We start from the raw sequence: 11,737 nt of genomic DNA, 5'->3' as shown, positions 1-11,737 counted from the left end.
GCCCACCCGCGCCAATCAAGATATAAAGATATGTTTATGTCATGATTTAGAATAGCGCAAGCCGTAATCTTTGCGCGGGGCCAATTCCGCGACGATCGCCTCCGGAAACCTTCGTCCGAAAACGCATCGGGCGCAGCATGCGGCCTGCATGCTGCGCCCGATGAACGGCAGTGACGGACGACGGGTCAGCGCGTCAGGCGCTTGTAGGTGACGCGCTTCGGATTGACCGACTCCGGACCGAGGCGGCGGATCTTGTCCTGCTCGTAGTCCTCGAAGTTACCCTCGAACCATTCGACGCGACTGTCGCCCTCGAAGGCGAGGATATGGGTCGCCAGCCGGTCGAGGAACATGCGGTCGTGGCTGATGATGACAGCGCAGCCGGCGAAGTTTTCCAGCGCATCCTCGAGCGCGCCCAGCGTCTCGGTGTCGAGGTCGTTGGTCGGTTCGTCGAGCAGGATGACGTTGCCGCCGGCCTTCAGCATCTTGGCGAGATGCACGCGGTTGCGCTGGCCGCCGGACAGCGTGCCGACCTTCTGCTGCTGGTCGCCGCCCTTGAAGTTGAAGGCGCCGCAATAGGCGCGCGAATTCATCTCGTACTTGCCGAGCTTGATCACGTCGTTGCCGCCGGAGATCTCCTCCCACACGGTCTTGTCGCCGGCGAGTGAATCGCGGCTCTGGTCGACATAGCCGAGATCGACCGTCTCGCCGACGCGGATGTCGCCGCTGTCTGGCGTCTCCTGCCCGGTGATCAGCTTGAACAGCGTCGACTTGCCGGCGCCGTTCGGGCCGATGACGCCGACGATCCCGCCCGGCGGCAGCTTGAAGGTGAGGTTCTCGAACAGCACCCGGTCGCCATAGGACTTCGTCAGGTTCTCCGCCTCGATGACCACCTGGCCGAGGCGCTCGCCGACCGGGATGATGATCTGCGCCTCGCCGGGACGACGGTTCTCGGCAGCCGCCACCAGTTCGTCATAGGCGCGGATACGCGCCTTCGACTTGGCCTGGCGGGCCTTCGGCGAGGACGCGATCCATTCCTGTTCGCGCGACAGGGCCTTCTGGCGGGCGCCTTCCTCGCGCTCCTCCTGCGCCATGCGCTTGGCCTTGGCCTGCAGATAGGCGGAATAGTTGCCCTCGTAGGGGATGCCGCGGCCGCGGTCGAGCTCGAGGATCCAGCCGGTGACGTTGTCGAGGAAGTAGCGGTCGTGGGTGACCATCAGGATCGCGCCCGGATATTCGCGCAAGTGCTTTTCCAGCCAGGCGATCGTCTCGGCGTCGAGATGGTTGGTCGGTTCGTCGAGGAGCAGGAGGTCGGGCTGGCGCAGCAGAAGCTGGCAGAGCGCGACGCGGCGCTTCTCGCCGCCCGAGAGGTTGTCCACTGCCGCGTCGCCCGGCGGGCAGCGCAGCGCGTCCATCGCCATCTCCACCTGGCTCTCGAGGTCCCAGAGGTTCTGGCTGTCGATGATGTCCTGCAGCTTGGCGCCCTCTTCGGCCGTTTCGTCTGAATAGTTCATCATCAGTTCGTTGTAGCGGTCGAGGATCGCCTTCTTGTCGGCCACCCCTTCCATCACGTTCTCCATGACGGTCTTCGACGCGTCGAGCTGCGGCTCCTGCGGCAGGTAGCCGAGGCTCGCGCCGTCGGCGAGCCAGGCCTCGCCCGTCCATTCCTTGTCCAGGCCGGCCATGATCTTCAGCACGGTCGACTTGCCCGCGCCGTTCGGACCGAGGATGCCGATCTTGGCGTCCGGATAGAAGGACAGGTGGATGTTTTCGAGGATCTTCTTGTTGCCATAGGCCTTGTTGAGCCCCGACATGTGATAGATGAACTGACGTGCCATACCGCGTGTACTCCGCATCGGAAGAAATTTGCCCGCTATGTAGGCGAATTCCCCGCCAGCGGCAATGCGGCGACCGCGCCTGCGAGCCGATTTGCCCGTCTTTGCCGGACCGGCCATCCGCCTTGTCGAACGCAACCGGCCGGGCCGCAGCCGAGACAGCCCGGCGCCGGAACGGGGCGTACCGACAGGAACGGGCGCCGGGGAAGCCCCGGCGGGTGTCTCCCGCCGCCTGACCTGCGGTTCATCGGGCATCGGCCGGCGCCAGCAGGCCCGCGTCGCACTCCGATTTCGTGACCGAAGCGCCCTGGATCAGCGAACGCAGGTCGCCGTCCGCCGCCGAGAGCCCGATCGTCAATCCGGTCACGACGGCCTGGCCGTCGACGGGCCGGCATCGCAGGCGGATCCGCTCGCCCGCGCCCCTGCCGAAGGCGCTGTCGAAGACGGCGGCGACGGCGGCCATCGTCACCGTCTCGCCCGCATGCGCCGCGAAGAACGCGCCGACGGCCGACCCGTTGACCGTGTCCAGAAAGTCGAGCGAGCGGCCATAATAGTCCTCCGCAGTGGCCGCGTGGCAGGTGCCGTTCATCAGCCACTGGTGGCGGTCGAGACCGGAGGCCGTACCGGGCATGGCCACGGACAGCCGCTTCGCCGTCCGCTCGGCGAGGACAAGTTCCGGCAGGTCGCTCCATCGCCCGGAACGGTCGCGTCGCTTCAGCTCCGCATCGATGCCGCAGTAGCTCTTGCGCACCTGCCACAGCCCGTGCAGACTCAGCTTTGCCGACACCGCTCCCTGCCCTTCCGGGGCGCATTCGGCCAGCGTGGGCCGGGTGAGGCAGAACCCCGGCTGCCACGTCAGCGCCAGGACATGGCGCGTCGTCCCGTCCCCGCTGGTCTCGCTCGCGGGCTGCTCCGGCAGCGTCACAGCAAGCGCCGACGATACGAAGGCTCCAACGACAAGCGCGAAGGCGGCGAGATGGCATGCAAGTCTCGACATCATGGCGACACTCCCCAACAAGAACAAAACAGAAACATTAATCAACACAAGCGCGAAAAATGCAACCTGGAATTTTACAGACTTTCCCGATCGCTCTTTGCCAGATGGCCTCTCCCGGCGATGTGATTGCTTTTCCAAGAGAAATCGATTTCATGGCCGTCGACGCCCGATCCGCCGGAGACCCGCCCACGATGTTTTCCGAGATGCCGCCGCTCCAGAGCCCGACCGGCGCCCGCCTCGCCCTGCGCCACGCGGCGGCCTCCATCGCGCCTGTGGGCATCGTGCTGGTCAGCCACGGCCTGGCCGAACATTCCGGGCGATACGGCGCCGTCGCCGAACACCTCGCGGCGGCAGGCTTCCACGTCTATGCACACGACCATCGCGGCCATGGCCGGACGACAGCGCCCGACGCGCCGCTTGGCCGCTTCGCCGGGCGCGACGGCCACCGGATCGCGGTGGAGGACATGCTGGCCGTTCGCGAAATGGCCGCCGGCCGCCACCCCGGCCTGCCGGTCATCCAGTTCGGCCATTCGATGGGCGGGCTCCTCGCGCTGTCCTTCGCCGAGGCCCACCCCGGCAAGATCGATGCGCTGGCGGTCTGGAATTCCAACCTCGCCCCCGGGCTGGCCGGCCGCGCCGCACAGGCGATCCTGCGCGCCGAGCGCATGCTGAAGGGATCCGACGTGCCGAGCACGCTGCTGCCGCAACTCACCTTCGGCGCCTGGTCGAAGACGATCCCGGACCGGCGGACGGACTTCGACTGGCTGTCGCATGACGAGACCGAGGTGGCGCGCTACGTCGCCGACCCGCTGTGCGGCTTCGACGCCAGCGTCTCGCTCTGGCGCGACATCTTCGCCATGACCTACGAGGCCGCATCGCCCGCGCGCATCGACCGCCTGCCCCGCGCCCTGCCCGTCCATCTCGTCGGCGGCGACGAGGACCCGGCGACGGATTTCGGCCGCGCCGTCACCTGGATGGCCAAGCGGCTGAAGAAGAGAGGCCTTGCCGACGTGACCGGCGTCGTCTATCGCGGTCTGCGCCATGAAACCCTGCTGGAGCGGCGGGACCTGCGCGAAGGTCCCCTCGAGGACTTCTGCCGCTGGTGCCAGAGGGTCGCGCGCCAGAACCGGTAACGAAGACATGACCACCCATCCGGCATCGCCGAAAATCGCCCCCCGCAACGAAGTCGGCATCGGCCTGGCGCTGATGGTCGTCTCCGTACTGATCGCGCCGGTGATCGACATCTTCTCCAAGCTGGCGGTGGTCGACGTCCCCGCCACGGTGATCACGCTCTGCCGCTTCCTGTTCCAGACGCTGACGCTGGTGCCAATCGTGCTCTGGCGCGGCACGCTGTTCGACCTCACCCGCCGGAAGGTGGCGCTGCATGCGGTGCGCGGCCTGATGACGGCGATCGTCATGATCAGCTTCGTCACGGCACTTGCCGTCATGGAGGTTGCCGACGCGCTGGCGATCTTCTTCGTCGAACCGATCATCCTGACGATCCTCGGCGCGATCTTCCTGAAGGAGACGATCGGCTGGCGGCGCTATACCGCCTGCGCCGTGGGCTTCCTCGGCGCGCTGCTCGTCATCCAGCCGAGCCTGCAGGAAGTAGGCCTCGTCGCACTGTTGCCGATCGTCTCGGCCTTCGCCCTGGCGGTCTACCTGCTCATCACCCGGCTCGCCGCGCAGAGCGAGGATCCCTGGTCCATGCAGCTTCACACCGGCCTGTGGGGCGCGGGCTTCGCCGGCCTCGCCCTTCTCGTCGGCGGCTCGCTCGGCTGGCCCGCCTTCATGCCCGTCCTGCCGCAGGGCGATGCGGCGTACTATATCGTCGGCGCCGGCATCGCCGCGACCATTTCCGGCATTTTCGGCGCCTATGCCTACCGCAATGCCCCGGCCTCCGTGCTGGCGCCGCTGCAGTATCTCGAGATCGTCTCGGCCACGGCACTCGGCTGGTGGGTGTTCGGCCACCTGCCCGATCCGCTGAAATGGCTCGGCATCTCGATCATCATCGGCTCCGGCCTCTACGTGATCTGGCGCGAGCACAAGCTGCGCAGGCGCGCCACGCTTCCCCCGCTGCCGCCGCTCGCCTGAGGACGAAAAAATTGCGCAAAGCCAAGGGGTAAGTCCCAGGGCTCATCAACCCATGCGGCCTTGGTGCTATCTCCGCGCCGGCCTTTTTGTTATCCAGACGTCCTGCGTCGCAATGAAGAATCCGAAAAGGACGGCGGCGACGGCAAGGAGGATACCGATGGACGAGAAGAACCTGCCGCTTTCCGGCATCCGCGTTATCGAGCTTGCGCGCGTCCTCGCCGGTCCCTGGGCCGGCCAGATGCTGGCCGATCTCGGTGCCGACGTGATCAAGGTCGAAAACCCCGACGGCGGCGACGACACCCGCGCCTGGGGCCCGCCCTTCGTCACAGGCAGCGACGGCGAGAACCTCTCGGCGGCCTACTATCATTCGACCAACCGCAACAAGCGCTCGATCACCGCCGATTTTCGTTCCGAGGAAGGCCTTTCGATCGTCCGGCGGCTGGTGCGCGCGGCCGATATCGTCATCGAGAACTTCAAGGTCGGCGGGCTGAAGAAATACGGCCTCGACTATGAGAGCCTCGCAGCCGACAATCCCAAACTCGTCTATTGCTCCATCACCGGTTTCGGCCAGGACGGGCCCTATGCCGCCCGCGCCGGCTACGACTACATCGTCCAGGGCATGTCCGGCTTCATGTCGGTGACCGGTGCTGCCGACGGCGAGCCGATGAAGGCGGGCGTCGCCATTGCCGACATCTTCACCGGCATCTATGCCGTGACCGCGATCCAGGCGGCCCTCATCCATGCGCTGCGCACCGGCAAGGGCCAGCAGATCGACATGGCGCTGCTCGACGTCCAGTCCGCGGTCATGGCCAACCAGAACATGAACTATCTCGTCTCCGGCACGGCCCCCACCCGGCTCGGCAACGCCCATCCCAACATCACCCCCTACGAGGTGATCGAGACGGCGGACGGGTACATGATCCTCGCCGTCGGCAATGACGGCCAGTTCCAGCGTCTCTGCGCCATCCTCGGCCTCGACGGGCCTGCCGCCGACGAGCGCTTCGCCACCAACCGCTCGCGCGTCAGGCATCGCGACGCGCTGCGCCCGCTGATCCTGGAGCGCAGCCGGCAGTGGGGCAAAGCGGCGCTGCTGGCGGCCTGCGAGGAGAACGGCGTGCCCGCCGGGCCGATCAATTCGATTGCCGAGACCTTCGACGACCCGCAGGTCAAGGCCCGCGGCCTGCGTCTCGACCTTGCCGACCGCGACGGAAACCGGATCCCCGGCGTGCGCACGCCGATCGTCTTCTCCGAGACGCCGCTGGTCTACGAGCATCCGAGCCCGCGGCTCGGCGAACACACGAACGAGATCCTGGCAGAGCTGGAAAGCATCGAAGCAGAAAGGAAATCCGCATGACGCAGCAAGAGGCAGGGCCTGCCCCGCAAGAAGGCAGGACCGGCGGACAACTCATCGTCGACGCGCTCGTCGCCAACGGCGTGAAGCGCGTCGCCTGCGTTCCCGGCGAGAGCTACCTTGCGGTGCTCGATGCGCTGCATGACACCGACGTCGACGTGCTCGTCTGCCGCCAGGAAGGCGGGGCGGCGATGATGGCCGACTGCTGGGGCCGGCTGACCGGCGAGCCGGGCATCTGCATGGTCACCCGCGGCCCGGGCGCCACCAACGCCTCGGCCGGCCTGCATATCGCCCGGCAGGATTCGATCCCGATGATCCTGTTCATCGGGCAGGTCCAGCGCGAGGCGCGCGAGCGCGAGGCCTTCCAGGAGATCGAATACCGCCGCGCCTTCACCGAGGTCGCCAAGTGGGTGGCCGAGATCGACGATGCCAGGCGCATTCCCGAGTTCGTCACCCGCGCCTTCGCGGTGGCAACGTCCGGGCGGCCGGGCCCGGTCGTGCTGGCGTTGCCGGAGGACATGCTGACCGACACGGTCGAGGCTGTGGCGGCAAAGCCCTACGTTCCCGTCGAGGCCCATCCGGGTCCGGCGCAGGTCGCCCGCCTGACGGCGCTTCTGGAAAAGGCCGAGCGGCCGATCGTCATCCTCGGCGGCACGCGCTGGGACGAGGAGAGCGTCTCAGGCATCGCTTCCTTCGCGGAACGCTGGTCGCTGCCCGTCGCCTGCTCGTTCCGGCGGCAGATGCTGTTCGATCACCTGCATCCGAACTATGCCGGCGATTCCGGCATCGGCATCAATCCGGCGCTGGCGAGGGAGATCCGCAACGCCGATCTCGTGCTCATGCTGGGCGGCCGCTATTCCGAGATGCCGTCTTCCGGCTATACGCTGGTCGACAGCCCCTACCCGCAGCAGACCTTCGTCCACGTCCATCCCGACCCATCCGAACTCGGCCGCGTCTATCGCCCCGATCTCGCGATCTGCGCCAGCCCGGCGGATTTCGTGGACGCATTGGCGGGACTTTCGCCCACCGTCCCGCCCCGCTGGGCAGACCGGACGAAGACGATGCATGCCGCCTACCGGGCCTGGTCGACGCCGCCCGCCGCCGGTCCCGGCGACGTCCACATGGGTCCGATCATGGCCTGGATCGAGGAGAACGTCCCGCAGGACGCGATCTTCACCAACGGCGCCGGCAACTATGCCACCTGGCTGCACCGCTTCCACCGCTTCCGCCGCTTCGCCACGCAGGCCGCCCCCACTTCCGGCTCGATGGGCTACGGCCTGCCGGCAGCCGTGGCCGCCAAGCAGCTCTTTCCGGAGCGGGAGGTGGTCTGCTTTGCCGGCGACGGCTGCTTCCTCATGCATGGCCAGGAGTTCGCCACCGCCGTCCGCTATGGCCTGCCGATCATCGCGATCGTGGTGAATAACGGCATGTACGGCACGATCCGCATGCACCAGGAACGCGAATATCCCGGCCGCGTCAGCGCCACCGGGTTGACCAATCCGGATTTCGCGGCCCTTGCGGCCTCCTATGGCGGCCATGGCGAGACGGTATCGAGAACAGAGGAATTCGCCCCCGCCTATCTGCGCGCCCGTGCAAGCGGCAAGCCCGCGATCGTCGAGGTCAGGCTCGACCCGGAGGCGATCACGCCCGCACGCACGCTGTCGCAGATCCGGGATGGCAAATAGGCGGGGATAGAGACGTTGCGGCTGTCGGGCGCTGCTCGACAGCCGTTAGCCTCCGGATCAGGACGCTGAGATGGCGGGTCCCGTGGTCGGATGCCCGGCTCGGGACCAGGCATGACGGCCGCGGCAATGGCGCGACGCAATGTTCGGCTTGTCGAAGCTCAGCCGCGCAGGTGCTGGGTCTGGCCGTAGATGTTGGTCGAGCGGGCGCCCGAGCGGCAATAGCCGAGCATCGGCCGCGGCAGTTCGTCGAGCGCATCGACCATGGCGGTGACGGCGTCGGCGGTGACGCCCATCGGGCCGACCGGGATGTGCCGGACCTCCAGCCCGAGTTCCTTCGCACGCGCCGCGATCGCGGCGAACTCCGGCTGGTCCGGGCTCTCGTGGTCCGGCCGGTGGCAGACGATCGACTTGAACCCCATCGCCTTGATCTCGTCCAGTTCGTCGACTGCGATCTGGCCGGAGACCGAGTATTCGTCGTTGATCGGGCGGATATCCATGATGCGAACCCTTCGGAAAAAATTGCTGGCTCCGGTGTAGGCCGCGCGGTGCCGGGCGTCAATCGCCGGGCAAGACGACAGAAGGCGACAGCGGCGTGACGGGCCCGCTACCTGAGCTCGAAGGACAGGCCGTAGCTGACCGCTTCGCCGGGCGCGAAATCCGCCATCTCGCCGGACGCGATCAGGTCCGCCCGGCCGGCCAGCCGGTGCGAGACCGGCTCGATCCCGAGCACATGGCAGCCGGGCGACTGGTTGCGCCAGACCTGCAAGTGCGAAAGCGTATCGGTGCGAAAGCGCACACGCAGGGTGCGTCCGCCGAGTGCTGCGATCGGGCCGATCGCGACGTCCGCCCAGCCGTGCTGCGACGTCTCCTTCGCGGGGACGCAGAAGATCGTCATGTCGCCCTCGCCGAAGCGCCAGGGCAGGCTGCCACCCTCGATCATCGCGCCGGTCAGCCGCGTACCCGCGTCGAACAGCCGCGTGTTGAAATTGATGTGGTACATCGCAACCGGCGGCCAGGGCCGCGCGCCGGTATTGGTCACGACGTCGTCGAGCGTGATGTGGCCGGTCTTGCGGTCGGCCCGCCAGAGCCGCTTCATCTCAGCGCTCTCCCCGTTTGCGAGCGACACCGGGACGCGCGCCGAGCAGACCACCTCGCCATCGTCCTCCTCGTAGAGGATGTCGGTGGCGGGATGGGAAGAGAGCGAGCCGTGCAGCGGATAGCGCTGTCCCGCAGCCCCGCCCTCCACCGGCTCCGGGTGGCGGATATGGTCCGGTCCGCAGGTGAACATGAAGCCCGGCAGCGCCCGGTCGATGCGCGGGTCTCCATCCGAGGGGATCGCCGTGCCCGGCGCCAGGTTTATGCCGAAAAAGATCGCGTCTCTGAGGTCGAGCGCGGACTGCGAATCAAGCGCGATGTCGAAGCTGTGCGCTCCGTTCTCGGCGGTCAGGGCGAGGGTCATGTCTTCTCCGGGAATCGTCTTTCATGCGATGCTAACCGAGGCCCGGAGATTCCGATACTGGTTTCGGCGGCCGCTCCAGTGCCGCATGAACCAGGTAACTGCTTGCAAAGGCTGCGGAACCGGAGAAATCCCCGGGCGTTATGCTGTCGACCGGTGCGGCGGGCGGGACCCCGTAGGCCGGCCGTGGAGAACGCGAGAGGCGGCGGTTAGCGATCCTTTAACCATCGTTTCACATTTTCCATATTAACGTCGAAATTGAGTGCCACGTCCGAAACTTAGCGCTGACGACAGGTTGAACCCGTGAATTCCGTTTTGAAAACAAGTATTTCCCTGCTCACCCTGACGGCACTGCTGGCTGCCGCGCCGGCGGGCGCGCAGACGTTCCAAGGCGGCGGGGACGGGCGGACGGTGCTGGTGACCCCGCAGGGCGATTTCCTCGACTATATCCCCGCCGACGGCAGCGTGCGCGCCGCGCGCGACCGCCAGGGCCGCCGGATCTATATCGATGCCTGGGGAAACCTGGTCGCCACCGAAATGCAGATCCAGCGCGACTATTCCGGCTACGACCGGCGCGACATGCGCCGCAACCGCTACCGGCAGGTCGAGGGCTATCCGGAAACCTCGCCGGACTATTTCCCGCCCGCGCCGGGCGGCTTCGACGACGACGTGACGACGGGGGCCGTGCCCGACTACCGCGACCGGGCGCCGGGCGCCGTCGACCGGTCCGACCTCCCCCAGCCGATGCCGGGCGAAGCCTATCCGGAACAGCCGCCGCAAGGGTATGGACAGGGTTTTGGACAGGGATTTGGCATGGACGACATGGCCGCCCTGCCCGAGGCGCCGATGGACGGGCAGGAATTCGTGCCCGGCCCGCAGTTTCCGCCGGCAACCGCGATCGGCAAGAAATCCTCGGCCGAAGTGACGGCCCTGCAGGTCTTCCTCGACCGCGAGGGCTTCTCGCCCGGCGTGATCGACGGCAAGAAGGGTTCCAACGTGACCAAGGCGATCGAGGCCTGGCAACTCGCCAACGGCGAGACGCTCGATCCCAACGACACCGATTCGATCGTCGAACGGCTGCACCTGAACGGCGGCATGCCCTTCACCACCTACGAGATCACCGCGGCCGATGCCGCAGGCCCCTACGTGGCGTCGATCCCCGACGACTACGCCCACAAGGCAGCCCTCCCCGCGCTCTCCTATACGTCCACGAGCGAGGCGCTGGCCGAGCGCTTCCACATGGACGAGAACTACCTGAAGGAGATGAACCCGGGCGTGGACTTCACCATTCCCGGCACGATCATCAAGGTGATCAACGTCGGCGAACCGAAGAAGGGCAAGGTCGCCCGCATCATCGCCGACAAGGGCCGCAAGCAGGTGCTTGCCTATGACGACATGGGCGCCCTGATCGCCGCCTACCCGGCCAGCATCGGCTCGTCCGACACCCCGTCCCCCTCCGGCACGGTGACGGTGGAGCGGATCGCCTTCAATCCGAACTATACCTACAATCCGAAGATCAACTTCCAGCAGGGCGAGAACGACAGGGTGCTGACCCTGCAGCCCGGCCCGAACGGCCCCGTCGGCACCATCTGGATCGCGCTGTCGAAGCCGACCTACGGCATCCACGGCACCCCCGAGCCGTCCAAGATCGGCAAGACCCAGAGCCACGGCTGCATCCGCCTGACCAACTGGGACGCCACCGAACTCGCCAAGATGACCTCGAAGGGCGTCACGGTCGAATTCGTCGACTGACCGCAGGCCGGCTGGCCGCCATGAAGCGGCACGCCGGCGCGCCACGCCGGATGTTTTTCCGGGCCGGCGAAGGCCGTCGCAGGCACTCGATACCCTGGATCTCTATGCCCGGTCGGCGCGGAAGCCGGCAGACCTGCGCTGCGGCTGGCGCGAACGGGACGCCGCGCGCAGGAGCCTGCGGAATTTCGGGCATTCCATATGGCTTTCCGCCGGGCACTCGGCCACGTGCCGCAGCGCGTCCTTCAGCGTCATCAGCTTGCGGATCTGGATCTCGAGCTTGTCCGCCCGCGCATGAAGGGCCGCGCGGGGCAGTTCGGCAACCCCGTCCCTGCCGAACACGCCCCTGATCTCGTCCAGGCTGAACCCCGCCGTCTTGCCGAGCGATATCAGCGCCAGCTGGGTCAGCGCCTCCGGCCCGTACTGGCGTCGCAGCCCGTGCCGCCCGAGCGAGACGATCAGCCCGATTTCCTCGTAGTAGCGCAGCGTCGAAGGCGGCACGCCGCTTCTTTCCGATAGCACGCCGATGTCGAGAAGTTTCATGCTTGACCTCAAGTTGACTTGAAGTGGCAG

At 66.9% G+C, this 11,737-nt stretch carries 10 protein-coding genes; 5 read left to right on the top strand and 5 right to left on the bottom strand.

Features of this window, described 5'->3' with window-relative positions:
• Positions 1 to 185: 185 nt before the first annotated feature.
• Together ettA and OCK02_RS11290 are read right to left on the bottom strand one after the other, a co-directional pair.
• Positions 186 to 1,835: an energy-dependent translational throttle protein EttA gene (gene ettA / locus OCK02_RS11295; RefSeq protein ID WP_230804711.1), complete on the bottom strand. Its 1,650-nt coding sequence runs from the start codon at positions 1,833 to 1,835 to the stop codon at positions 186 to 188.
• Between the two features lie 241 nt (positions 1,836 to 2,076).
• Positions 2,077 to 2,829 (bottom strand): ribonuclease T2 family protein, encoded by a 753-nt coding sequence (locus OCK02_RS11290; protein ID WP_263813150.1) that lies wholly within the window; start codon positions 2,827 to 2,829, stop codon positions 2,077 to 2,079.
• 191 nt (positions 2,830 to 3,020) lie between these two features.
• Here OCK02_RS11290 and OCK02_RS11285 point away from each other — a divergent pair, with 191 nt between their 5' ends.
• The 4 genes from OCK02_RS11285 to OCK02_RS11270 all read left to right on the top strand — a co-directional run bounded on the left by OCK02_RS11285 (position 3,021) and on the right by OCK02_RS11270 (position 7,959).
• Positions 3,021 to 3,962 carry an alpha/beta fold hydrolase gene (locus OCK02_RS11285; protein WP_263813149.1) on the top strand — a complete coding sequence of 314 codons (942 nt, stop codon included), beginning with the start codon at positions 3,021 to 3,023 and terminating at the stop codon, positions 3,960 to 3,962.
• 7 nt (positions 3,963 to 3,969) lie between these two features.
• Positions 3,970 to 4,923, top strand: a complete 954-nt coding sequence (locus OCK02_RS11280; protein WP_263813148.1) for a DMT family transporter — start codon at positions 3,970 to 3,972, stop codon at positions 4,921 to 4,923.
• Between the two features lie 157 nt (positions 4,924 to 5,080).
• Positions 5,081 to 6,277 (top strand): CaiB/BaiF CoA transferase family protein, encoded by a 1,197-nt coding sequence (locus tag OCK02_RS11275; protein ID WP_263813147.1) that lies wholly within the window; start codon positions 5,081 to 5,083, stop codon positions 6,275 to 6,277.
• Positions 6,274 to 7,959, top strand: coding sequence for a thiamine pyrophosphate-binding protein (locus OCK02_RS11270; protein WP_263813146.1), 1,686 nt, complete (start codon positions 6,274 to 6,276; stop codon positions 7,957 to 7,959). The genes OCK02_RS11275 and OCK02_RS11270 overlap by 4 nt, the downstream gene beginning before the upstream one ends.
• Positions 7,960 to 8,117: 158 nt before the next feature.
• Here the strand turns inward: OCK02_RS11270 and OCK02_RS11265 are convergent, their stop codons facing one another.
• The gene (locus OCK02_RS11265; protein ID WP_263813145.1) at positions 8,118 to 8,456 is read right to left on the bottom strand and encodes a TIGR01244 family sulfur transferase; all 339 of its coding nucleotides are present in this window, start codon (positions 8,454 to 8,456) and stop codon (positions 8,118 to 8,120) included.
• 107 nt (positions 8,457 to 8,563) lie between these two features.
• Complete coding sequence (locus OCK02_RS11260) at positions 8,564 to 9,418, bottom strand: DUF4432 family protein (RefSeq protein ID WP_263813144.1); 855 nt, start codon at positions 9,416 to 9,418, stop codon at positions 8,564 to 8,566.
• 408 nt (positions 9,419 to 9,826) lie between these two features.
• Between OCK02_RS11260 and OCK02_RS11255 the strand changes: the two genes are divergently transcribed.
• Positions 9,827 to 11,167, top strand: coding sequence for a L,D-transpeptidase family protein (locus tag OCK02_RS11255; RefSeq protein ID WP_412178816.1), 1,341 nt, complete (start codon positions 9,827 to 9,829; stop codon positions 11,165 to 11,167).
• 102 nt (positions 11,168 to 11,269) lie between these two features.
• Here the strand turns inward: OCK02_RS11255 and OCK02_RS11250 are convergent, their stop codons facing one another.
• On the bottom strand, positions 11,270 to 11,707 hold the full coding sequence (locus OCK02_RS11250) for a helix-turn-helix domain-containing protein (RefSeq protein WP_263813142.1): 438 nt from the start codon (positions 11,705 to 11,707) through the stop codon (positions 11,270 to 11,272).
• Positions 11,708 to 11,737 lie beyond the last annotated feature (30 nt).

It is taken from the genome of Rhizobium sp. TRM96647 (assembly GCF_025780115.1).
Taxonomy (GTDB): domain Bacteria; phylum Pseudomonadota; class Alphaproteobacteria; order Rhizobiales; family Rhizobiaceae; genus Mycoplana.
This window is presented reverse-complemented; position numbering and strand designations above follow the sequence as displayed.

Coding starts and splice junctions, on each gene's coding strand:
- OCK02_RS11290 (WP_263813150.1), bottom strand. CDS start 2,829: ATGTCGAGACTTGCATGCCATCTCGCCGCCTTCGCGCTTGTCGTTGGA.
- ettA (WP_230804711.1), bottom strand. CDS start 1,835: ATGGCACGTCAGTTCATCTATCACATGTCGGGGCTCAACAAGGCCTAT.
- OCK02_RS11250 (WP_263813142.1), bottom strand. CDS start 11,707: ATGAAACTTCTCGACATCGGCGTGCTATCGGAAAGAAGCGGCGTGCCG.
- OCK02_RS11275 (WP_263813147.1), top strand. CDS start 5,081: ATGGACGAGAAGAACCTGCCGCTTTCCGGCATCCGCGTTATCGAGCTT.
- OCK02_RS11280 (WP_263813148.1), top strand. CDS start 3,970: ATGACCACCCATCCGGCATCGCCGAAAATCGCCCCCCGCAACGAAGTC.
- OCK02_RS11270 (WP_263813146.1), top strand. CDS start 6,274: ATGACGCAGCAAGAGGCAGGGCCTGCCCCGCAAGAAGGCAGGACCGGC.
- OCK02_RS11285 (WP_263813149.1), top strand. CDS start 3,021: ATGTTTTCCGAGATGCCGCCGCTCCAGAGCCCGACCGGCGCCCGCCTC.
- OCK02_RS11260 (WP_263813144.1), bottom strand. CDS start 9,418: ATGACCCTCGCCCTGACCGCCGAGAACGGAGCGCACAGCTTCGACATC.
- OCK02_RS11265 (WP_263813145.1), bottom strand. CDS start 8,456: ATGGATATCCGCCCGATCAACGACGAATACTCGGTCTCCGGCCAGATC.